Annotated in this window: 22 protein-coding genes; 6 read left to right on the top strand and 16 right to left on the bottom strand. The window is 59.4% G+C overall.

Annotation, left to right across the window (positions count from 1 at the left end; translation table 11 throughout):
• The first annotated feature begins 93 nt into the window (after positions 1–93).
• Together K7A42_RS23515 and K7A42_RS23510 are read left to right on the top strand one after the other, a co-directional pair.
• Positions 94–813 (top strand): AzlC family ABC transporter permease, encoded by a 720-nt coding sequence (locus K7A42_RS23515; RefSeq protein WP_282455966.1) that lies wholly within the window; start codon positions 94–96, stop codon positions 811–813.
• Positions 810–1,124 carry an AzlD family protein gene (locus K7A42_RS23510; protein WP_004442758.1) on the top strand — a complete coding sequence of 105 codons (315 nt, stop codon included), beginning with the start codon at positions 810–812 and terminating at the stop codon, positions 1,122–1,124. The genes K7A42_RS23515 and K7A42_RS23510 overlap by 4 nt, the downstream gene beginning before the upstream one ends.
• Here the strand turns inward: K7A42_RS23510 and K7A42_RS23505 are convergent.
• Positions 1,121–2,962: an aminopeptidase P family protein gene (locus K7A42_RS23505; protein WP_282455965.1), complete on the bottom strand. Its 1,842-nt coding sequence runs from the start codon at positions 2,960–2,962 to the stop codon at positions 1,121–1,123. The two genes, K7A42_RS23510 and K7A42_RS23505, sit on opposite strands and share 4 nt — an antisense overlap.
• A 293-nt stretch (positions 2,963–3,255) precedes the next feature.
• Here K7A42_RS23505 and K7A42_RS23500 point away from each other — a divergent pair, with 293 nt between their 5' ends.
• On the top strand, positions 3,256–3,429 hold the full coding sequence (locus K7A42_RS23500; RefSeq protein ID WP_003522343.1) for a hypothetical protein: 174 nt from the start codon (positions 3,256–3,258) through the stop codon (positions 3,427–3,429).
• A 147-nt stretch (positions 3,430–3,576) separates the two neighbouring features.
• Here the strand turns inward: K7A42_RS23500 and K7A42_RS23495 are convergent, their stop codons facing one another.
• The 3 genes from K7A42_RS23495 to K7A42_RS23485 all read right to left on the bottom strand — a co-directional run bounded on the left by K7A42_RS23495 (position 3,577) and on the right by K7A42_RS23485 (position 5,444).
• A complete protein-coding gene (locus K7A42_RS23495) occupies positions 3,577–4,455 on the bottom strand; it encodes a 50S ribosomal protein L11 methyltransferase (protein ID WP_282455964.1) in 879 nt (292 codons plus the stop codon).
• A gap of 80 nt (positions 4,456–4,535) precedes the next feature.
• Positions 4,536–5,144, bottom strand: a complete 609-nt coding sequence (gene sco, locus K7A42_RS23490; RefSeq protein ID WP_022556589.1) for a cytochrome oxidase assembly protein Sco — start codon at positions 5,142–5,144, stop codon at positions 4,536–4,538.
• 141 nt (positions 5,145–5,285) lie between these two features.
• Positions 5,286–5,444, bottom strand: coding sequence for a hypothetical protein (locus K7A42_RS23485; RefSeq protein ID WP_167378199.1), 159 nt, complete (start codon positions 5,442–5,444; stop codon positions 5,286–5,288).
• 226 nt (positions 5,445–5,670) lie between these two features.
• Between K7A42_RS23485 and K7A42_RS23480 the strand changes: the two genes are divergently transcribed.
• On the top strand, positions 5,671–6,138 hold the full coding sequence (locus tag K7A42_RS23480) for a chemotaxis protein CheW (protein WP_003522339.1): 468 nt from the start codon (positions 5,671–5,673) through the stop codon (positions 6,136–6,138).
• Between the two features lie 36 nt (positions 6,139–6,174).
• Here K7A42_RS23480 and K7A42_RS23475 read toward each other — a convergent pair whose 3' ends face one another.
• From K7A42_RS23475 to gcvA, 3 genes are read right to left on the bottom strand one after another with little or no spacing between them, the layout of a single operon-like run.
• Positions 6,175–6,666 carry a CreA family protein gene (locus K7A42_RS23475; protein ID WP_004442768.1) on the bottom strand — a complete coding sequence of 164 codons (492 nt, stop codon included), beginning with the start codon at positions 6,664–6,666 and terminating at the stop codon, positions 6,175–6,177.
• 46 nt (positions 6,667–6,712) lie between these two features.
• Positions 6,713–7,321, bottom strand: a complete 609-nt coding sequence (locus tag K7A42_RS23470; RefSeq protein ID WP_044459616.1) for a 3'-5' exonuclease — start codon at positions 7,319–7,321, stop codon at positions 6,713–6,715.
• A gap of 42 nt (positions 7,322–7,363) precedes the next feature.
• Positions 7,364–8,266: a transcriptional regulator GcvA gene (gcvA, locus tag K7A42_RS23465; protein ID WP_004442772.1), complete on the bottom strand. Its 903-nt coding sequence runs from the start codon at positions 8,264–8,266 to the stop codon at positions 7,364–7,366.
• Positions 8,267–8,463: 197 nt separating this feature from the next.
• Here gcvA and K7A42_RS23460 point away from each other — a divergent pair, with 197 nt between their 5' ends.
• Both K7A42_RS23460 and K7A42_RS23455 read left to right on the top strand, forming a co-directional pair.
• The gene (locus K7A42_RS23460) at positions 8,464–9,393 is read left to right on the top strand and encodes a DMT family transporter (RefSeq protein ID WP_282455963.1); all 930 of its coding nucleotides are present in this window, start codon (positions 8,464–8,466) and stop codon (positions 9,391–9,393) included.
• Positions 9,394–9,572: 179 nt separating this feature from the next.
• Positions 9,573–10,106 (top strand): GNAT family N-acetyltransferase, encoded by a 534-nt coding sequence (locus K7A42_RS23455; protein ID WP_035209694.1) that lies wholly within the window; start codon positions 9,573–9,575, stop codon positions 10,104–10,106.
• 4 nt (positions 10,107–10,110) lie between these two features.
• Here K7A42_RS23455 and K7A42_RS23450 read toward each other — a convergent pair whose 3' ends face one another.
• The 9 genes from K7A42_RS23450 to K7A42_RS23410 form a co-directional block, all read right to left on the bottom strand.
• The gene (locus tag K7A42_RS23450; protein ID WP_282455962.1) at positions 10,111–11,004 is read right to left on the bottom strand and encodes an aminoglycoside phosphotransferase family protein; all 894 of its coding nucleotides are present in this window, start codon (positions 11,002–11,004) and stop codon (positions 10,111–10,113) included.
• 64 nt (positions 11,005–11,068) lie between these two features.
• Positions 11,069–13,243 carry an NAD-dependent DNA ligase LigA gene (gene ligA / locus K7A42_RS23445; protein WP_072494635.1) on the bottom strand — a complete coding sequence of 725 codons (2,175 nt, stop codon included), beginning with the start codon at positions 13,241–13,243 and terminating at the stop codon, positions 11,069–11,071.
• 116 nt (positions 13,244–13,359) lie between these two features.
• On the bottom strand, positions 13,360–15,033 hold the full coding sequence (gene recN, locus K7A42_RS23440; RefSeq protein WP_004442779.1) for a DNA repair protein RecN: 1,674 nt from the start codon (positions 15,031–15,033) through the stop codon (positions 13,360–13,362).
• Between the two features lie 15 nt (positions 15,034–15,048).
• Positions 15,049–15,915 carry an outer membrane protein assembly factor BamD gene (locus K7A42_RS23435; RefSeq protein ID WP_006697761.1) on the bottom strand — a complete coding sequence of 289 codons (867 nt, stop codon included), beginning with the start codon at positions 15,913–15,915 and terminating at the stop codon, positions 15,049–15,051.
• 233 nt (positions 15,916–16,148) lie between these two features.
• Complete coding sequence (gene lpxC, locus K7A42_RS23430; protein WP_282455961.1) at positions 16,149–17,108, bottom strand: UDP-3-O-acyl-N-acetylglucosamine deacetylase; 960 nt, start codon at positions 17,106–17,108, stop codon at positions 16,149–16,151.
• A 271-nt stretch (positions 17,109–17,379) separates the two neighbouring features.
• On the bottom strand, positions 17,380–19,134 hold the full coding sequence (gene ftsZ / locus K7A42_RS23425; RefSeq protein ID WP_004442782.1) for a cell division protein FtsZ: 1,755 nt from the start codon (positions 19,132–19,134) through the stop codon (positions 17,380–17,382).
• Between the two features lie 91 nt (positions 19,135–19,225).
• On the bottom strand, positions 19,226–20,557 hold the full coding sequence (gene ftsA / locus K7A42_RS23420) for a cell division protein FtsA (protein ID WP_004442783.1): 1,332 nt from the start codon (positions 20,555–20,557) through the stop codon (positions 19,226–19,228).
• Positions 20,554–21,486 carry a cell division protein FtsQ/DivIB gene (locus tag K7A42_RS23415; RefSeq protein WP_022556596.1) on the bottom strand — a complete coding sequence of 311 codons (933 nt, stop codon included), beginning with the start codon at positions 21,484–21,486 and terminating at the stop codon, positions 20,554–20,556. The genes ftsA and K7A42_RS23415 overlap by 4 nt, the downstream gene beginning before the upstream one ends.
• On the bottom strand, positions 21,474–22,400 hold the full coding sequence (locus K7A42_RS23410) for a D-alanine--D-alanine ligase (RefSeq protein ID WP_004442785.1): 927 nt from the start codon (positions 22,398–22,400) through the stop codon (positions 21,474–21,476). Before K7A42_RS23410 ends, K7A42_RS23415 begins: the two co-directional genes overlap by 13 nt.
• Positions 22,401–22,516: the final 116 nt, after the last annotated feature.

The raw sequence follows: 22,516 nt of genomic DNA, 5'->3' as shown, positions 1-22,516 counted from the left end.
ACGGAAGCTTCAAGTTAATCAATCGATCCATTCATGCAATTCGTTTGCCAGTCGGACGGGACGGCTATAGAGCGGCGGCAAGGAGTTCCAGAGATGTTCAATAAAGATTTTCGCGAGGGATTGAAGGGCGGTTTCCCGATCGCCCTCTCCGCCGCCCCTTTCGGTGCGCTGTTCGGCGCGGTCGCGGTCGATAACGGGCTGAGCGTCACCGAAGCCACGATCATGAGCGGCACCGTCTACGCCGGCGCAAGCCAGCTCGTCGGTATCGAACTGTTCGGCCAGAAGGTTGCCCCCTGGCTGATCGTTCTTTCCGTGTTCGCCGTCAATTTCCGCCATATCCTCTATTCCGCCGCCATCGCCCGAATGATCTCGAACTGGTCATTCCTGCAGAAGGCCGCCGGTTTCTTCGTGCTGGTGGATCCGCAATTCGCCGAATCGGTGAGGAAATACGAAAATACCGGCACGGTGGGCTTTTCCTGGTACATGGGCTTTGCAACACCCGTTTATGTGCTGTGGCTGGCAATGACCATTCTCGGCGCATCGCTCGGCAATATGATCGGCGACCCGAAAGCCATCGGTCTCGATGTCCTGCTCCCGATCTATTTCATGGGCATGGTGCTGAGCTTCCGTCAGCGAGAAAATTTCTACCCTGTCATGCTGGCAAGTGCAGTCGGCGCAACGGTTGCCTATCACATCGTCGGTTCGCCGTGGCATGTCAGTCTCGGCGCCGTCGCCGGAATTCTCGTCGCGGTCCTCTATCCGCCGAAACTGAATGGCGCGACGAATTCTGAGAATGGGGTGGAAACGCCATGAGTAACGTTCTGCACGCAGATACGATTTTCCTGATCGCACTCGCCGCCATCGCCACCTATCTCACCCGCATCGGCGGTTATGTGTTGATGACGCGGATGAAATCCATCCCGCCGCGGATGGAGGCGGGCCTGAACGCCGTTCCCGTGGCGGTTCTCACCACACTCGTCGCACCCGCCTTTTTTGAAGGCGGATACGAGGTGAAGATCGGCATGGTGGGCGCCCTTTTGGTCTGCCTGCGCTTTCCCGGCTTGACGATGCTCGCCATCGGCTGGGCCATCGTCATCGCCATCCGGCATTTCGGGCTGCTTTAGGCAACCCGCTCCAATGGCTTGGTCGCCGCAACGAGCCACGTCTTGACTTCGTCGTCGGTTATCAGGGGAGAAAGCTTCTCCAGCACGCCTGCGTGGTAGGCATTTAGCCAGCTGAGCTCCTCGTCAGTTAAAAGTGCGGTGACCACCAGCCTTCGGTCAATGGGGCACCATGTCAGCGTCTCGAAAGAGAACATTGGCTGGTCGCCTCCGGCCACCTCTTCCGCCTCGCGCACATAGATGAGGTTTTCGATACGGATGCCGAAGGCACCGGGACGATAATAACCCGGCTCGTTCGACAGGATCATGCCGGGCAAAAGCTCCTGTGTCGACAGCCGCGAAATGCGCTGCGGCCCCTCATGCACCGAAAGATAGGAACCGACACCGTGGCCGGTGCCGTGGGCATAATCCGCGCCAGCTTTCCAGAGAGCGATGCGCGCCAGCGGATCGAGATCGCAACCGCGCGTTCCCTTTGGAAACCGTGCGGTGCTTATGCCGATCATGCCCTTCAGGACCAGCGTGAAGAAGCGCTTCTGCTCCTCCGGAACGCTGCCGACGGCAACGGTGCGGGTGATGTCCGTGGTGCCGTTGACATATTGCGCACCGGAATCGACGAGGAACATCTCACCATCGGCAAGTGTGCGATCCGTATCTGTCGTGACGCGGTAATGGATGATGGCGGCATGTGCGCCGGCCCCGGAAATCGTGTCGAAAGAGACATCCTTGAGCGGGTTTTGCAGCCCCTGCCCCACCTTGACGCGAGCCGCCTCCAGCGCCTTGACGGCGTCGATTTCCGTCACCGTGCCGGGCTGCTGGCGATCCAGCCAGCAAAGATATTCGACCATGGCCGCCCCATCCTGCACATGGGCGGCGGCGGAACCGGCAAGCTCAGCTCTGTTCTTGCGCGCGCGGGGCAGACGGACTGGATCGGCTTCCTCGATCAGGGAGCCGCCCGCTGCGGTAATTGCGCCGGTCAGCGCCACTGGCGTCAGATCGGCATCCACCATCACCCGGCCTTTGGCGCTGGCAATGGCGTGCAGGCGATCCGCGATCTTCGACGGCGGCAATTGTGTCGCGAGCTGCGCCAGATACGCCTCGGCCTCGATGCCGGTCTTGCGCTTGTCGAGAAAAATATCGGCCCTGCCATCTGCATAAATGATCGCGCGGGCGAGCGGGTGCGGTGTATGCGGCACGTCGTTGCCGCGAACATTGAAAATCCAGGCGATGGACGAAGGGTCGGTCACCAGCAGTGCATCTGCCCCCTTTGCGGAAACGGTTTCCGCCAGTGAGGCAATCTTCTCCTTCGCCAGTTTGCCGGTAAATGCCTCTGGCTGGATGACGACGGGCTCCAGCGGTTCGGAGGGACGATCCTGCCACAGCGCATCGAGCGGGTTCTTTTCCAGAAGAACGATTGAACCGCCCTTGCCGGCGATCGCCTTTTCCAGCCGCTTCAATTCGGCGCCGGTGTGCAGCCACGGATCGATACCAAGCCGGAAACCCTTTGGAGCATGTTCGGCAAGCCAGACGGAAGGTGGCGCACCGACCAGATCACCACCAGTGAACACTGTCTGGTCAACCTGCGAGCTTAGCTGCGTCGTATAGCGCCCATCGACGAATACCACCGCTTCCGTCCGCGTTACCAGTGCAATGCCGGCGGAACCGGTAAATCCGGTCAACCATGAGAGGCGCTCGGCGCACTCAGGCACATATTCTCCCTGATATTCATCGGCGCGCGGCACCAGAAACCCATCGATACCGAGGGCATCGAAACCGGCGCGCAGCGCCTCGACGCGAGCCTTGCCGAATTGCGGCGCGGATTTGTTTTCGAAGGTCTGGAACATGGGCATCTTTCGGGAACTGACATGGAGAAAGCTGTTTGTCGGCACCATCAAATCGTTGGCGCGCAACGACAATGCCACGCGAATAAAGCCGGTTTCAAGACATAAGTGATGCCCGGGACTGCGGTGATAAATTGGGCATATTTTGCGAAATAAGTAATACTGAAAGCTCATTGATATGCAAAAAATGCATTCCTACCCTGAGATATACCCTCTAACCAAACAAAAACACATCGCTTATATCAGGATCAACACAGCGAGAGAGACACTCTCCTGGCAAACAAGGATTTGAAGCAATGGCAAAATCTTTCCTCCGCACCGCCTTCGATCGCGTCGTTGAAGCACGCGAGCGTCAGGTCAGCCGTCATGTCAACGCCGCTCTTCTGAACCTCGACGACAAGTCGCTCGAAGCGCTCGGCATGAACCGCGCCGATCTGCGTCGCAAGGCAAAGTCCAGCTACGTATTCTGATTTTATCCGGCGCGGCATTCCTCCCTACCCCGCGTCCGGACAGGAATACGTCTACCCGCTTGAGCAAGCTCCTCCCAGGCTCGCGGGTTTTCAGGCGGCGCGAAAGCGCCGCCTTTTCTTTTGTCCGCAATAAATGTTGCGAGAGCTTCAGTCCTTGCGAAGATGCAGCGTCACCCAGCCATTGCGCCAGATGGTGCGGACATGGGAAAGCCTTGCGCCATTATAGGCGGAAAGCACCTTCCAGCGCTGTGACGCCAGAATGCCCGACAGGATGACAGTGCCGCCGGGTGCCAGATGCGTGACGAGCTGCGGCGCCATCTTGATGAGTGGCCGCGCGAGAATATTGGCGATGATGAGGTCGAACGGGCCATGCTTGCGGAAGGCGTTCGAGTGAAAACCCGGCGCCGTCTCCAGCACCATGCCCGAAACAATGCCGTTAAGCCGGACATTTTCCTTCGCCACCCTCACAGCGACGGGATCGATATCCGTCGCAAGCACGGGAATAGGACGCATCTTGCGCACGGCGATCGCCAGAACGCCGCTGCCAGTGCCGAGATCGAGTGCGTTGCGCACGGGCCGCGCCCTCAGAACCTCTTCGATCATTTCGAGGCACCCCGCCGTCGTGCCATGATGGCCGGTGCCGAAAGCCTGTCCCGCCTCGATTTCGATGGCCAGATCGTTCGGCCGCACCTTGTCGCGATCATGAGCGCCGTGAACAATGAAACGCCCTGCCCGGACAGGCTTCAAACCTTCAAGCGATTTGGCGATCCAGTCGACATCAGGAACAATCTCCTTCTCGATGACAAGGCCCGGAAAGGCCGGCGCAAGCAGCGTACTGATGCGCTCGCGAAATTCCTCTTCCTGCTCCGCCATCAAATAGACAGAGGCTTCCCAGATGTCACGCTTCTCGTCCACCTCGGTCGTGGCGATCGCAACATCCTCCTCGCCGAAATAGTCCGACATCAAATCGAGAATTTTACCGGCCTTGATTTCGGTCGTGGTGACGTAAAGTCGGATTTCGCTCACGGCAGGCTGTTTCCTCTGGCTTCGGCTGTTCAATCTGCCTTTGCCACAAAACCGCACTCAGTCCAATAAGCCGAACGCAATTAAACCTTCGCGCCCTTCAGCAGATTCTGAAGCTTCTGCTCGGCAACATCGGGATTTTCACCATAGGCGATCGTTCCCGCAAAACGGCCATTGGCATCGAGAAGGATAACGGATGCCGTGTGATCCATGGTGTAATCGCCATTCGGGTCCTTCTCATCCACCGGCACTTTTTTGGCATAGATGCGATAGCCTTTCAGCGTCTCGGCAATCTTGTCGGCCGGTCCGGTAATGCCGGTGATCCGCTTCGACACGTTGGACACATACTGCTGCATGATTTCAGGCGTATCACGCTCGGGATCGACGGAAACAAAATAGGCCTGCAGCTTGTCACCAGCCGGATCCACCTTCTCCATCCAGCCATTCAGCTCGAACAGGGTCGTCGGGCAGACTTCCGGGCAATGGGTGAAACCGAAGAACAGCGCTGTCGGCTTGCCCTGAAAGGCTTTTTCGGTAATCGGCTGACCCGTTTGAGCCGTCAGTTCGAACGGCACGCCATAGGCGGTCTCCACCATCTGCTCGCGGGTCTTTGTCATTTCGATCGTCAGCCAGCTGACGACGCCGGCTAGAACGAGCACGACCGCCCACAATACGATGCGAATATTTCTCATTGTCCAATCCTACCCCGAAAGCCGGCGCCGTGTCCGGGCGTCCGACAGACAGATAGCGAAGGACGGCGGCGACGGCAAATCAACTGGCCGTATTTGAGCCGACCGCGCTGATTTGTCACAAAGCCCGACGACGGCGCGGCGTCACAGGCACCAGGCGATACCGTTCTGCACGGCGGAAAGGAAAATATCGGTGCCGTGCCGCACCCAGCCGTCAAACGCAAGAAGCACGATGGCAAGCGAAGCCACCACGGAAAGTCCAGCCAGAATAAACTTCAGAGGATGGGAAACGAGCGCGTTCATGTTCCTATCATAGCCCGTCCACGCACAGTCGAAAACCGGTAAAATACTGGAGTTTGCCGTGGCGAGATGGAGAATTGTTAGGGAAAGTTTAAAATCTTGCCATGCATTATGACCCCAGCGGCTTTTCAAGCCTCGACATGATGTCTCCCGGTCCATTCTCCGGCCGCCGCATAAAGCTCAATCCTGCGTGGGCCTGTTAGAGAGCCATCAGAGGAAACCTGCCGTCATGTCCAACGCCATCAAGCAATCCGGCGCATATCTCGAAATCGTTTCCTTTCATCTGGGCGATCAGGAATTCTGCATCGATATCATGGCGATCCGCGAAATCCGCGGCTGGGCGCCGGTGACCCCGATGCCGCACACCCCGCCCTATGTTCTCGGCCTCATCAACCTGCGCGGCGCCGTCATTCCCGTCATCGACATGGCCGGCCGCCTCGGCATGAAAATGACCGAGCCCTCCGAGCGCTCCGCCATCATCGTTACCGATATCGGCGGCAAGCTGGTCGGCCTTCTGGTGGAACAGGTCTCCGACATGATGACCATCCGCTCCGAAGACCTGCAGCCCGCGCCCGATATCATTCCGGAAGAACAGCGCAGCTTCTGCCGCGGCATCGTCGCGTTGGAAAAGAGCATGGTCTGCTTCCTCAACCTCGATACGGTTATCGCCGACGAACTGGCGCGCGAAGCCGCGTAATCCACGGCATCGACATGGCAATTGCGGGGGCGAGCCTTACGGCTTGCCCTTTTCCCATGTCACCTGCTGGTTATAGAGCGGCACCGTCGATATCGCCATCTTGGCGGAACCATCGGTCAGTTCCCGCGCGTGCACCAGATAAATCAGCGTATCATTGGCCTTGTCGTAGACGCGGCTGACGACGAGTTTCTTCCAGACCAGCGACATCCCCTGCCGAAATACCTCTTCGCCGCCCTTCGAAAGATTGATGTCACCAATCTCCACCGGCCCGGTCTGGCTGCAGGAAATGGCGTTGTTGGAGGGGTCTTCGAACCAGTTGCCGTTTTTCAGCCGGTCGATGACGCCACGCTCGAAATAGGTCACATGGCACGTCACGCCTTTGATCTTCGGATCAGCGATCGCCTCTATCATGATATCATTGCCGATCCAGTCGACGCCGACCTCGCCAACCACCTGCGAATTTGCCGCAGTCACCGGAAGCAACACCAGAAAGCCCGCAAACAAGCCCGACAGAGTTTTCTTTGTCATCGCATCTTCTCCGTTACGCTGCTTCAAACATAGGTGGAAGCCACCGTTACGCAACCCGGGCGGCAGGCCGTTTTTTCATGCTGCACGGCTGGTAGCCCGTGGCGGTAAGTCGACCGGCCACCATGCCGATTTTCTCCGGCAGATCGTGGATATGGGCAACACTCAATGCCTTGGCCGCCGCAATCGACGCGGCCGCGCAGACAACGGCATCTTCCGCGGCATTATGGTGTACGAAACGCAGCTGAAGGTGATGAGCGATCACATTCAGCTTGTGCGACACCAGATTGGGCCAGACATGCCGGGCGATCTTGACGCTGCACAGATAGGAAAGATCGGGATAGGACTGTCGATATTTGTCGAAGGACGCGCGCATGACGCTGAAATCAAAGGCGGCATTGTGGGCTATCATCGTCGCACCATGGAAGTCGTCGATGAACTCCTCCATCACCTCGGGAAATTCGGGCGCATCCTCGACATCGGCAGGGCGGATGCCGTGCACGGCGATGTTGAAGGGCGAAAACCGCATGTCCTTCGGCCGGATCAGCCGTTCCTCTACACGAACGATCGCCCCGTCTTCTATCCAGGCAAGGCCGACGGAGCAGGCGCTGCCCCGCTCTTCATTGGCGGTTTCGAAGTCGATGGCGATGGTTTTCAAGAGTGATTCCCGTTGTTTCTTCCGGCATAAACCGGATCGGCCTCAAAGAGAACCGGCTTCGCTGGAATGCGCTTCCGAAAGCATCCAGTCGATGAGCGTCACGAGATCGGGATTATCGAGCATACGCCTGGGATAAACGAGGAAATAGGCGAGCGTGCTGGCCATGTCCTTACCGAATGGCGCAATCAATGCACCTTCGGCAAGCTCGCGGGAAACGAGCGAACGCCGGGTCAGTGCAATGCCATGCCCGGCCTTGGCGGCATCCAGCGCGCCGTTGCTGTCGATGAAAACGGTGCCGCCGGACGCGTCGACTTCCGCTGCACCTGCCGCTTCCAGCCAGCGCCGCCATTCATTGCGGTTTTCATCATGCAGCAGCGGGACCGATTTCAGATCGCCCGCTTCCCGTAGCGGGCCGTATTTTTCAAGAAGCTGGGGCGAGCAGACCGGCAACGTGCTGTCATCAATGAAGCGGATGCTCTCAAGCCCTTCGTACCGTCCGAAACCGTGCCGGACGGCCAGATCGACGTCGTCCCTCGAAAAATCCACCAATCGGTTCGTGACGCTGATGCGCACATCCACCTGCGGGTGCTGCTGCTGGAAGGCGGGCAATCGCGGCATCAGCCATTGCACGGCGAAGGTCGGTGTGCAGCTCAGCGTCAAAACGGTGATCTCAGACCGCGCTGTCAGCTCCGCCGTTGCCTCGCGCATCATCCGGAAAGCGGTGCGGAGCGCGCCGTAATAACGCTCCCCCTCGCGCGTCAGCTGGATGCTACGCGGCTTGCGAAAAAACAATTGCACACCAAGCCGCGCCTCCAGCTCCCGGATTTGCAGACTGACGGCGCCGGGCGTGACATTCAACTCATTGGAGGCAAGCGTGACGCTGCGATAGCGCGCTGCGGCCTCGAAGGCCTGCAGCCCTTTCAGAGACGGGAGTTCGGCGGACATGATTTAGCTCAACTCAATTATCGAACGAGAAACAATCGTTTGAAAACATCATAAAACAGAGAGTAAATGAACGCAACAAGACACAGAGCGACGTGAAAACCCATCACCTCCGAGCTTGAGATTTACTCAACCAATATCGGGTGGATGGCGGGGATCCCGTCTGCGATCATGTCGATGCTCATGCGTTGGAGATGATAATGGCGATACAGAAACAGATGGATGCCCGCGAATGGGCGATGCTCGTCGCGCTTTCGCTCCTGTGGGGCGGATCGTTCTTTTTCATCGGTGTTGCGGTCAAGGAGCTACCTCCCGTCACCATCGTCGCACTGCGTGTTACCCTTGCGGCAATCGCGCTTCAGATCGTCTGCCGCATCATGGGCCTTCGCCTGCCGAGGCCACGGGCGGTGTGGCGCGCCTTTTTCGGCATGGGCCTTCTAAATAACATCATTCCCTTCTGCCTGATCGTCTGGGGCCAGACCCATATTGCCAGCGGACTTGCTTCGATCCTTAATGCCACAACGCCGCTCTTCACGGTTATCGTCGCGCATTTTCTCACCACTGATGAAAAGATGACCGGCAATAAGCTGACCGGCGTATTGGTCGGCTTTGCCGGCGTGGCGACCATGATCGGCCCTGCCGCCTTTACCGGCTCATCCGGCCTCTGGGGCCAGATCGCCGTCCTCGGCGCGGCCATCTCTTATGCCTTCGCGGGCATATTCGGCCGCCGCTTCAAGGCCATGGGCGTGCCGCCGCTGATGACCGCCACCGGCCAGATTTCCTCTTCGGCACTGATGCTGCTCCCGGCCGCCCTTCTCATCGACAAACCATGGACACTCGCCATGCCGAGCCTCGGAACCTGGGGCGCGCTTGTCGGCATCGCACTGCTCTCGACGGCGCTCGCCTATCTCATTTTCTTCCGCATTCTTGCCAGCGCCGGCGCCACCAACCTTGCCCTCGTCACCTTCCTCATCCCCGTCAGCGCCATCCTGCTCGGTTCCCTGCTTCTAGGGGAGCAACTGGAAGTGAAGCACTTCGCCGGCATGGCGATGATTGCTGCGGGTCTTGCGGCGATCGACGGCAGGCTGCCGTCAAAACTCAGAAGCCTGCTGCGCAACGCACCTGCTTGACAGAATTACACGGCAAAAGCATTGTGCGCCCATGATCGCGAAGCAGAACACCACCCGTCGTCACACCATCACCGGCCACCCGGCAGGGGAAGGTATGTCGTCGCGTTAAGCGATCCATTTCCACCCTGCCAGTCGAGCAGGGTTCGCACTCCTGCTCCCATACGCCCGAGGAGACAGGCATGCAGACTGTGAAATTTGCCGATAATGAAGATTCGCAATTCAGCTTGAATGAAGTCGTCCTGCGCGCCGCGCGTCTGGACGACGCTGAAGCCCTGACAGAAATGTTCAACCTGCCCGGCGTCCGTCACGGCACGCTTCGACAACCATTTCAGTCGGTTGAAAAAACACGAAAATCGATGGAGAACCGCGGCCCAAACGATATCGCCATCGTTGGCGAATGGCGGGGAAAGATCGTTGCCAATGCAGGACTGTTCCGCAGGGCAGGAAGACAGTCCCACATTGCCGATCTGGTAATCAGTGTCCACGACGATTTTGCCGGCAGAGGTGTCGGAACATACATTCTGGCGGCTTTGATCGACACCGCCGATAATTGGCACGATATCCGCCGCATCGAACTCAACGTCTTCACCGACAATCTCCCCGCGATCCGGCTTTACGAGAAATTCGGTTTTGAACTTGAAGGCACCCTGCGCAACGACGCCTATCGAGATGGCAAATACGTTGATGCCCACGTGATGGCACGACTTCGATAGTCGGTTAGCTGCGCAAGTGGTCGGCAAACACTTCCCGAATGGTCCGGCGCGACCATTCGGCCATTTTTTCGTTACGGCCGCGCTCGGCATCCAGAACGATCAGCGCCTTCCATAAGGCCCACCCGCGCCCGCGCTGCCATGTGGCCTCATCCAGATCGAGCGCTCTGCGAAAAACAGCCCGGCTTTCAGCATCAAGCACATTCCACGCGAGAATGAGATCAGAAGACGGATCGCCTACGCCGGAACTGCCGAAGTCGATGACGGCCGAAAGCCTGCCATCCTTCACCAGCAGATTGCCCTCGGCAATGTCGCCATGCACCCACACCCGCTGCTTTTGCCAATGACTCGAAAGCGCAAGCTGCCATACCTCGATAGCCAGCGCCTGATCAACCTCATCGGCAAGCCGCGCCGCCGAGGCCTTCGCTTCCCCGTCATAGACTGCAAGCGAGCCCCCGCGATGAAAGTTATGCGCCCCTGCGACCGGGCCATCCACAGCATCCGCCTCATGTAATGATCTCAAGAACGTGGCGACATCAATGGCAATGACCGACAGATCGACCTTCTCCAGATGCTGAGCAAGCGGTTCCCCTTCGAGCCAGCGATAGACCGACCAACGAAACGGATAACCCTGCCCCGGCTGCCCGAGCGCTACTGGAGCAGGGATCGGAAAAGGCAGGAAAGGCGCTAGCGTTGGCAGCCATCGATGCTCCTTCTCGACCTGCGCCACGTAACGGGTGGCGCTCGGCATGCGGATGAGCATTTCATCGCCAAGGCGAAAACTGCGATTGTCCCAGCCGCTCAGTTCCACCGGCCGAACATCTAACGCCGCCCATTGAGGAAACTGGCTGTCAACCAGCGCCCGGACCTGCTCTGCACTGACGACGATGCGGTCATCCATGCCTTACCCTCCGTCTCAGGCACAAAGCTCTAGCGGCAGAGGACAATATTTCCATGACGGCCCCTCAGCCGCCGATCAGGGCCAGCCACTCGTCCTCATCCATGGTCTGCACGCCCAGTTCCGCCGCCTTGGCAAGCTTGGAGCCCGCTCCCGGCCCCGCCACCAGAATATCGGTCTTTTTCGAAACGGAACCGGCAACCTTGGCGCCCAGACTTTCCGCCCGGGCCTTCGCCTCGTCGCGGGTAAACTTCTCCAGCGAGCCGGTAAACACCACCGTCTTGCCTGCCACCGGGCTCCCTTCCGTTGAAGGCTTTTCCGCGTCTTTCGGACGAAGTTCCCTTATCAGCCGATCGATGACGTCGAGATTGCGTGGCTCCTTGTAGAACTCGACAATGGCGCGGGCCACCACCTCGCCGATGCCGTCGATGGCATTAAGCTCGGCCCACGCCTCGCTTGCGGGATCCGCCGCCGCCTTCATGCTTTCTTCGAAATGGTCGTAAGTGCCATAGGATCGCGCCAGAAGCTTCGCCGTAGTCTCACCCACATGGCGGATGCCCAGCGCGAAGATGAGCCTGTGCAGATCGATCTCGCGGCGGGCATCGATGGCGTCGAACAGCTTCCTGACGCTGACCTTGCCGAAACCGTCGATATTTTCGAGCTTGGTCAGATGAGAAGCATCCTGGCGCGCCTTCAGCGTGAAGATGTCGGGTGCGGTCTTGATCGAGAGCGCAGGATCGTCACTTTCGAAGAAGAAATCGATCTGCTTGGTGCCCAGCCCTTCGATATCGAAGGCATTACGCGAGACGAAATGTTTCAGATGCTCCACCGCCTGGGCCCGGCAGACGAAACCGCCGGTGCAGCGCGTGACCGAATCGAGCTTGCCGGTCTTCTCATTACGCTCCCGCACCGCATGGCTGCCGCAGACCGGACATTTTTCCGGGAAGGCGTATTTTGCCGCCCCGGCCGGTCGCTTTTCCAGAAGCACGTCCAGAACCTGCGGAATGACATCGCCGGCCCGCTGCACGATAACAGTGTCGCCGATGCGGATATCGTGATCTTCCGGGCGGATGCGCTCACCGCTATTCCCGATGCCCTCGATATAATCGGCATTATGCAGCGTGGCATTGGTAACGACGACACCGCCGACAGTGATGGGGGTAAGACGCGCGACAGGCGTCAGCGCGCCGGTGCGGCCAACCTGAATTTCGATATTTTCAACCGTCGTAAAGGCTTGCTCTGCTGGAAATTTATGTGCGGTCGCCCAACGCGGGCTGCGCGAGCGGAAGCCCAGCCGTTCCTGCAGATCAAGCCGGTCGACCTTGTAGACCACACCGTCGATATCGTAATCGAGATCGGGCCGCGCAACACCGATTTCATTATAATGCTCAAGCAATTGCTGGGCGGACGTGAATCGCTTCATCAGCGGATTAACCGGGAAACCCCACTCCCTGAACTTCTCGACGATGCCATATTGGGTATCAGCAATCCGCGTCGGCTGACCGCCATTCGAAACCTCGCCGAGGGCGTAGGCGAAAAACCGCAGCTTGCGTTTCGCCGTCACATTGGCGTCCAGCTGACGCAGGGAGCCGGAGGCAGTATTACGCGGGTTCACGTAGGTCTGCTTGCCTTCCGCTTCCATCTGGGCGTTGAGCGCCAGAAAGTCGCTTTTGGCCATATAGACCTCGCCGCGCACTTCCACCACATCGGGCGCATCGGCGGGCAGCTCGTTCGGAATTTCCTTGATGGTCCTGATATTGGGAGTGACATTTTCGCCGGTCGTGCCGTCACCGCGCGTCGCCGCTGTCTTCAGCCTGCGGTTTTCGTAGCGGATGGACATGGAAAGCCCGTCAATCTTCGGTTCCGCAGTGAAAGCAATGGAGTCATCAGGCAGATGCCCGAGGAAACGATAAACCGAACTGACGAAGTCGCGCAGATCTTCTTCCGAGAACGTATTGTCGAGCGACAGCATCGGTCGCGCATGCACGATGGGCGCAAAGGTCGGAAGCGGCGCGAAGCCTACTTTTTTCGATGGGCTGTCGGCCCGCACCAGCGCCGGGAAATTCGCTTCGATGGCGTCGTTGCGCCGCTTCAGCGCGTCATACTCCGCATCGGAAATCTCCGGCGCATCCTTGCCGTGGTAAAGCGCGTCATGGCGGGCAAGCTCGGCCGCCAGAAATGCAAGCTCCGAAGAGGCTTCAAGCTCGGTGAGGTTTTCAACGGGTTTCTGGTCTTTCGACATGACGGCCTCTTTTCGGAATTACCGAACGCTTTTAGCCGAAATAACAAACATTAAAAACAGTTTTGCCGCTGAGCTCACAATGCCGAAAGGCACTGCACTGGCATTGCCGCGAAGGGTCAGTCCTTGGCCGCGAGAAGACGAGCGGCAGCAGCCCTCGCCTCGTCGGTCACGGACGCGCCAGCAAGCATACGGGCGATCTCTTCGGTGCGGTGCTGCGGCTCCATCGTGGCGACGCGCGTGGCGATACGCTCGCTTCCATCGCCGGACGGACCCTTTGAAATGAGAAGATGGGTCGCCGCCCGTGCCGCCACCTGCGGCGCATGGGTGACGGAAAGGACCTGCACGGTTTTGGACAGGCGGCGCAGCCGCTGGCCGATGGCATCCGCCACCGCGCCACCGACACCCGTGTCGATTTCGTCGAACACCAGGGTCGGTGCCGAACCGCGATCCGCCAGCGCCACTTTCAGCGCCAGCAGGAAGCGGGACAATTCGCCGCCTGATGCGACCTTCATGATCGGCCCTGGGCGCGTGCCCGGGTTGGTCTGCACGTGGAATTCCACCGTATCGATGCCGTCGGCCGTCGCCTGCTCGGGATCGGAGGTGACCTCGACGGTAAACCGCGCCCGCTCCAGCTTCAACGCCGGAAGCTCGGCCATGACAGCGTTGGAAAGCGCTTCCGCTGCATTGCGGCGTTTGTCGGAAAGCGACTGCGCGGCACGGTCAAAATCAGCCTTCACGACGCCAAGATTGGCCTCGAGCTTGCCAAGCTTTTCTTCGCCGGCGTCGAGATCGGCGAGATCGGCCACCATTTTTTCGGCGAGAGCGGGGAGGTCTGGCACGGCGACATTATATTTGCGTCCGGCGGCGCGCAACGCGAACAGCCGCTCCTCCACCCGCTCCAGCTCGCGCGGATCGAATTCTGTGCGGCGCAGCGCCGCTTCCACTTCCATCTGCGCATTGGAAAGATTGTCCAGCGCGGCATCCAGCAATTGCACGGTGTCTTCCAGCAGCCCGGGAGCCTCGTGGCTCTTGCGCTCCAGACGCCGCATCATGGATGCTATGACAGGCACGGGCGAAGCATTGCCGTTCAGAAATTCGCTGGCTTCAGCAATATCGCCAGCGATGCGTTCGGATTTTTGCATCACCGCCCGGCGTTCGGCCAGTTCATCCTCCTCGCCATCGCGCGGTGAAAGAGTTTCCAATTCCTCGACGGAAGAGCGCAGGTAATCCGCCTCTCGCGCCGCAGCCTCGACTTTTGCGCGATGCGTCTTTAAGGCCCGGTCAGCATCTTTCCAGGTGCGATAGAATGCCTGAACAGCGCGAGCCTCTTCGCTCAGCCCGGCAAAGGCATCCAGCAGCGTGCGGTGCGCATCCGTATCGACAAGCGCACGATCATCATGCTGGCCGTGAATCTCGACCAGCATCTGACCAAGCTGGCGCATCATCTGCACGCTGATGGCCTGGTCGTTGATATAGGCCTTGGTGCGCCCGTCGGAAGATTGCACGCGGCGGAAAATCAGGTCGCCATCGTCATCGAGACCGTTTTCGCGCAGGAGAAGCCGTGTCGGATGATTGTTCGGCACCTCGAAAGTCGCGGTGACCTGCCCCTTTTCCTCCCCGTGGCGCACAAGGCCGCCATCGCCGCGGCCGCCAAGCGCCAGCGAGAGACTATCGAGAAGAATGGATTTGCCCGCACCCGTCTCGCCCGTCAACACGGAAAGGCCCGCCTCGAAACCGAGGTCGAGCCTTTCGATGAGAACGATATCGCGAATTGAGAGCTGGACCAGCATGGCCTATGCCCCGTCTCAGGCGCCGATGAGCTTCTTGCCGGCGCGCGAAATCCAGGACCCCTTATTCTCACGCGGCTCCAGGCCCTGGCCCTTCAGCAGCTTGTAGGAATCCGCATACCATTGGCTGTCGGGATAGTTGTTGCCGAGAACGGCAGCCGCAGTCTGCGCTTCGTCCACCAGGCCCATCGCGTAATAGGCTTCCGTCAGACGCGCCAGCGCTTCCTCGATCTGGTTGGTGTTCTGGTACTGCTCGACGACGATGCGGAAACGCGAAACGGCGGCGAGATATTCCTTGCGCTCAAGGTAATAACGACCGACCTGCATTTCGCGGCCGGCAAGCTGATCGCGCGCGAAACGGATCTTGGCCTGCGCATCCGCGACATATTCCGAATCGGGATAATCGTTGACGACCTTGTTCATCGCCTCAACTGTGCGCTGCGCGGCGCGCTGGTCCTGCGTGACGTCGGAAATCTGCTTCGAATAGGCAAGACCGATCATGTACTGAACGTAAGCGGCGTCCTTGGAACGCGGATATTGCCGCAGGAAACGGCTACCGGTGGTGATTGCCACATCGTTCTTGTTGGTGCGCGTGGCAATGAAGGTCTGCATGACAAGCGCCTTCTGGCCCCATTCGGTGAAGGGGTACTGCTTGTCGATCGCCTCGAACTTGCGTGAGGCTTCCGTCATATTGCCTTTGTTCATGTTCGCCAGCGCTTGCTTGTACAGAACGTCAGGCGGATCGGTCTCCACGCCAAGCTTGGTGATGTCGATATCGGGATCGGACTGGCAGGCCGTGACGACGACGCTCGCGCCGACCAACATCAACGAAACGGCGATCCCCCGCATCGTACCCTTCATTGCACCAGACCCTACATGCTTCATTCGACAGTTCCCACTTCCCGCGCAAATACATAAGCATCGGCTTTGTATTGGCGTTCTAGCCATAAAAGCATCCGCAGGGCAACGCAATGATGACGCATTAACGCATTTTTATGGCATCACCCCATGCAATCGCACGATTATCCGGCGATAATTTGCAACTTCCTGCTCCGTCTCACGAAAAAGCCGCCCCGAAGGAGCGGCTTTTTCTGTCAATTGATAGCCTTCAAAAGACCTTATGCGGACCAGGGGGCGAATTCGGGCATATTGACGGCCACAAATTCGCGGGCGCGCACCATCTGGTTGCGTGCGGCCGGAGCCTCTACGATCTCGTAAGCCGTACGGTCGCTCAGCAGGGCCTTCAGCGCATTGGCATTGACCTTGTGACCACCGCGATAAGAACGGTAGCAACCGATGAACTGAGCGCCCGCAAGTGCCAGGTCGCCCACCGCGTCAAGTGTCTTGTGGCGGACGAACTCGTCCTTGGCGTAACGCAGGCCTTCCATGTTGATGACGCTGTTGTCGTCGGAAATGACAACCGAATTCTCAAGCGAGGAGCCCAATGCATAACCGGCGGCCCAAAGGCGCTCGACATCACGCATGAAGCCGAAAGTACGGGCACGCGACAGTTCATTCTTGAACGTCTCTGCCGTCAGGTCACCCTTCCAGGACTGCTTGCCGATGAGCGGCGTGTCGAAATCGATGTCGACCTCGAAGCGCGTACCGTCATAAGGACGGAACTCCGCCCAGGACGCACCCGAATCGACACGCACCGGCTTGGTGACCCTGATATAGCGGCGCTTCACGCCAAGGTTCTTGATGCCGACCGATTCGATCGCTTCAATGAAGGGAGCAGAGCTGCCATCCATGATCGGGGCTTCCGGACCGTCTACCTCGACGACAAGGTTGTCGAGGCCCATGGCGTAGATGGCGGCCATGACGTGCTCGATCGTCGCTACCGACTGGGAAATCGAACGGCCAAGCACGGTGCACAGATCGGTATTGCCGACATTGGCAGACACTGCCTTCAGCTCGGTGACGCTGCCATTGTCATGGAGGCGATGGAAGACGATGCCCGTTCCAGCTTCTGCGGGCTGGAACGTCATCGAGACCGGATTGCCGGAATGCACACCAATGCCTTTAAGCTGAACGGCATGTGCGATAGTTGTCTGAAATCCGAGCAGTCCGATAGTCATTAGTGTATGCCTTTTTTGCAAACCGCGCCGCTTGGGGCCAGCGCCGTTCAAGTTTTCAAGCCGGGTTTTAACGACCGGCGAAGTCAGTCTGTTCCTTTACCCAGCCTCATACATACGCACATGTACGTGCCACGACAAATCACTGTTCGTTTCGGATTGTTACATGCGTAAGTAGCTGACAACGCTAATTAATTTAGTGTTAATAACGTAAAATAAACAAAACGCCCGGATCGTCGGATCCGGGCGTTTCGAGAGGCTATTGGAATCGCATTCAGTTGGACTGGCGGCGCAGGAAGGCCGGGATTTCCAGCTGGTCATCATCGTGGTGGCTGGACGATGCAGGCGTTGCACGGCCGTGATCGTCGAGCTGGCCGCGACGCGGTGCGTAGAGGCTTGCTTCCGGCGAAAGCGGTGCGCGGCGCTGCGGTGCCATGCTCGGCGCATCCATCATGTCGGAAGGAACTTCTTCTTCTTCGCGGCGACCAAGCGAGTTGGTGATGCGCTTCAGAAGACCCATCGGGCCACGCTCTTCCTGGGCAGCAGGAGCAGCATGGGTGCGGTGGTCCAGCTCGGCCTTAACGACCGGCGGGAAGTCTTCGACCTTCGGCATGCGGACCGGCTCAGGCTGGCGGGCAACCGGTGCAGGTTCCTGATAGACGGGAGCCTGCGGCTGCTGCATGCGCGGTGCCGGAGCAGCATGCTGTTCCGGAGCGTGATAGACCGGTGCCGGAGCAACCGGAGCCGGAGCGGCCTGCTGAACCGGCTGGGCCGGACGAAGTGCCGCCGGTGCTTCAGCCGGAGAGGATGCGAACAGCTTGCTCTGCGGACGGAAGTCCTGGGCCGGCTGCTGATGTGCGGCAAAACCGAGTTCACGTTCCATTTCGGCTTCTGCCGAACGGATGGTCTGGGCGATCGGGTCTACGGCCTTCGGTGCCTGCGAAACTGCGGCAGGCTGTACTGCGGCCGGAGCGGGAGCAACGGCCGCGGAAGGACGGATAAGCGGCTTTGCAGCGGCGGCTGCGGCGCGCATTTCGGCAACGTTCTGTTCGCCGACGCCCGCAACGCGGTCAATGCCGGTTGCAACGACGGAGACGCGGATGAGGCCTTCAAGCGCTTCATCGAAGGTTGCGCCGAGGATGATGTTCGCATCCGGATCAACTTCTTCGCGAATACGGGTCGCAGCTTCGTCGACTTCGAAGAGGGTGAGGTCGCGACCGCCGGTGATGGAGATCAAGAGGCCCTGTGCACCCTTCATCGAGGTTTCGTCGAGCAGCGGGTTGGCGATCGCCGCTTCCGCGGCCTGCATTGCGCGGCCCGGACCGGAAGCCTCGCCGGTGCCCATCATCGCGCGGCCCATTTCGCGCATGACCGAACGGACGTCGGCGAAGTCGAGGTTGATGAGACCTTCCTTCACCATCAGGTCGGTAATGCAGGCAACGCCGGAATAGAGAACCTGGTCGGCCATGGCGAAGGCGTCCGCAAAGGTCGTCTTGTCATTGGCAATACGGAAGAGGTTCTGGTTCGGAATGACGATCAGCGTATCGACGGACTTCTGCAGTTCCTCGATGCCCTGTTCGGCAAGACGCATGCGGCGGCCGCCTTCGAAGTGGAAAGGCTTGGTGACGACGCCAACCGTCAGGATGCCCTTGTTGCGCGCAGCCTGCGCGACAACAGGAGCAGCACCGGTGCCGGTGCCGCCGCCCATGCCGGCGGTGACGAAGCACATATGCGTGCCGTTAAGGTGATCGATGATCTCGTCGATGCATTCTTCAGCGGCAGCGCGCCCGACTTCCGGCTGGGAACCGGCGCCGAGACCTTCAGTGACGTTGACGCCGAGCTGAATGACCCGATCTGCCTTCGTCATGGTCAACGCCTGGGCATCCGTGTTGGCGACAACGAAGTCGACGCCCTGGAGGCCAGCCGTGATCATGTTGTTGACAGCGTTACCACCACCGCCACCGACACCGAAGACGGTGATGCGTGGCTTCAGCTCTGTGATATCAGGCTTCTGCAGCTGTATCGTCATTTTAACATTCCTTCTTTCTCTGGCCGCATCGCCCCGCTGGCCGATTCTTGAAACTCAACTCTGAAACCTCCGGCTTGCGCCCCGAGGCTACTCAAAAACTCTCTTTCAGCCATTGCCCCACCCGGGCTATCCGGCCGCTACCGTTACCAAACGGCGAGAACATTCCGCCTTGCGCCGCATGAATTTCGATGTCCGCCACCTGCGGATAGATCATCAGTCCGCAGGCGGTTGAAAACGCCGGGCCCTTTGCCGCGACCGGAAGACCAGCCACGCCCATGGGGCGGCCGATGCGAACGTTGCGGGCAAGAATGCGCCGCGCCGTTTCCGGCAGCCCCGTCAGCTGGCTCGCGCCGCCGGTCAGGACGACGCGCTTGCCGACGATGGGGCTGAAGCCGGACTTCTGGATACGATCACGGATCAATTCCAGCGTCTCTTCGATACGTGCCCGCACGATGCGGGTAACCAATGCTCTTGAAACTTGCGATGGTTGATCGCGATCATCTTCGCCAATCGGCGGGATCGAAATCATGTCGCGCTCATCCGCGCCATTCAGCAAAGCCGAACCATGCACCACCTTCAGTCTCTCCGCATCTTCGATTCGTGTCGAGAGGCCTCGTGCAAGATCTGTTGTAACGTGATGGCCGCCAAGGCCGATCGCGTCCGTATGGATGAGCCGGCCCTCGGCAAAAACCGAGATCGTCGTCGTGCCGCCGCCCATGTCGATGGCGGCGCAGCCGAGTTCGACTTCATCGTCCACCAGTGCTGCTAGACCGCTGGCATAGGGCGTCGCGACCATGCCCTCGACGGACAGATGCGCGCGGTTGACGCAAAGTTCGAGGTTCTTCAGCGCCGTGCGTTCGACAGTCACCACATGCATGTCAACGCCGAGAAGATCGCCGTACATCGACAGCGGATCGCGGATACCGCGCTCGCCATCCAGCGAATAGCCCGTCGGCAGCGAATGCAGGATCGCCCGGTCCTGACGCATGGACTGCTGGCTTGCCGCCACCAGAACCTTGCGCAGATCGCTTGCTTCCACTTCCTGCCCGCCGAGATCGATGCTCGCGGTGTAGATATCGCTTGCTAGTCTTCCTGCCGAAACATTGACGATCAGGCTGTCGACGGTCAGGCCCGCCATGCGCTCAGCCGCATCGACTGAAAGACGAATGACGCCTTCCAGCGCGTCGAGGTCAGCAATCACGCCAGACTTCACGCCGCGCGAACGCTGGTGGCCGATGCCGATGATTTCGACCTTATGGGTGCGGCCAGGCAGGATTTCGCTTTCCTGACGCGGCGTCAGCCGGCCGATCATGCACACGACCTTGGTCGACCCGATGTCGAGCACCGAAACGATGTGGCTGCGCTTGGAAGAAAGCGGCTTCAGACGAGGCAGACCGAAATGGGAAGAACCGAAAAAGCTCATGTGTTCTTCTCCGCTTTCTTGAGAGCCTTGGTGCGCGCATCGACGGCAGCCTGGCGGCGTTCGGCGGCACCTTCGGTCAGCTGGATCGTTGTACGGTCGGACAGGCGCAGGTCCACGGCAGCGACATCGCGCGACAGAACTTTCTCTTCCAGATCGAGCCGCGCCAGCAACTGCAGCGCCTGCGGCAGGTTTTCTTCTGGCAGCTTGACGACGATGCCGTTGTCGAGATGCAGGTCCCAGCGGCGGCCGGCGATACGCACGTAGGCTCGGACGCGGCTGCGGATTTCCGGCCAGTCAGCCAGCTGCTCGACGAAACCGGCAGCACCGGTTTCCGCGTCGCGGCCGACGAAAAGCGGCAGCGAGGCAAACTTGTTGTCACGCAGCGGCGCGATGACACTGCCGCTCTTTTCGATCAGCGACAGCTCCGAGCCGTGCTGCCAGATGCCGAAAGCCTCACGCTCCTTCAGACGAACCTCGACCGTCTTCGGATAGATCTTGCGGATATCGACATCCTCAACCCAGGGAAGCTGCACCAGCTTGCGGCGCGCGGCGTCGATGTCGAGCGCGATCAGGGACGTGCTGCCATCGAGACCGAGAAGCTGGAAGACATCGATTTCGGAGGTCTGCAGGTTGCCGGAGACCTTCACGTCCTCAACGGCGAAACCGGCCGCGGAGGTCGTTGCCTGCGTGACGATATTCGTATGGCCGCCGAGTGACATGCCATAAAGCCCGGTCGCCGCATAAAAGGCGACGGCCGCAATCGTACCGGTATGGGCGGGAATGTGGATACGTCCGGTCGCAAGGCTGACGCCGAAACGCACGACGCGACGCAGCGGACGCGGCAACACCATGCGATCGTCGGCACTGGCCGCCGCCGCGAATTGCTCGCGCTTTTTTGCCGTCGACTTTTTGCCGATCACCGCAAACACGAAGCGTCCTCCACCATCCAGCTGACAAGGTTACCAAAGGAGCGGCCAGCATGGGCCGCCATTTCAGGCACCAGGGAGGTCGGCGTCATGCCCGGCTGTGTATTCACTTCAAGCCAGATAACTTCGCCATCTTCTGAGAAACGGTCGTCGTAACGAAAGTCTGAACGGCTTACGCCACGGCACCCGATCGCCCGATGCGCCATAACCGCCAGTGTTTGAATTTTTTGGTAAATTTTCGGTGAAATTTCTGCGGGAATGACATGTTTCGAGCCACCAGCAGCGTATTTCGCGTCGTAATCATAGAAATTGTGACCGAGCGGCACCACTTCGGTGACGCCCAGCGCCTCGCCGTCGAGCACCCCGCAGGTCAGTTCGCGGCCATGGATATAACGCTCGACCATGACATGGTCGCCGTATTTCCATTCAGAGGACGTGAGTATCTGCGGCGGGTGCGACTGGTCTTCCTTGACGATAACGACGCCGAAGCTCGAGCCTTCGCGCACCGGCTTCACCACATAAGGCGGCGCCAGCGGATGTTCGCTGGTGAAATCGAAGCGGTTCATGACTCGCTCGGCGGCGACAGGAATGCCGGCAGCAGCAGCAACCTTCTTGGCCTGCGCCTTGTCCATCGCAAGCGCCGAGGCGAGCACGCCGGAATGGGTATAGGGAATGGCGAGATATTCGAGGATGCCCTGAATGGTGCCGTCTTCGCCGAAGGGCCCATGCAGCGCGTTGAAAGCGACGTCCGGGCGCAGCGCATCAAGCACGGCGGCGACATCGCGGCCGACATCGACACGGGTGACCTTGTAGCCCTCGTCTTCCAGAGCCTGCGCGCAAGCGTTGCCCGACGACAGGCTGACCGGCCGCTCCGACGAAAATCCACCCATAAGAACAGCTACGTGCTTGCCGCTCATCGATACCTCTGACACCAACTCTCCGTTACGGACCACGCTCCGAACCGACCGGATTTCACGAACGGTGATTCTGGCACATGACCCTTGAGACCAGTTAAACGCCATTAAGGTTAATG

The organism is Agrobacterium sp. InxBP2 (assembly GCF_026191755.1).
GTDB classification, from domain to species: Bacteria; Pseudomonadota; Alphaproteobacteria; order Rhizobiales; family Rhizobiaceae; genus Agrobacterium; species Agrobacterium pusense.
The sequence above is the reverse complement of the archived record's forward strand: the minus strand, read 5'-3'. Positions and strand labels throughout refer to the sequence as shown.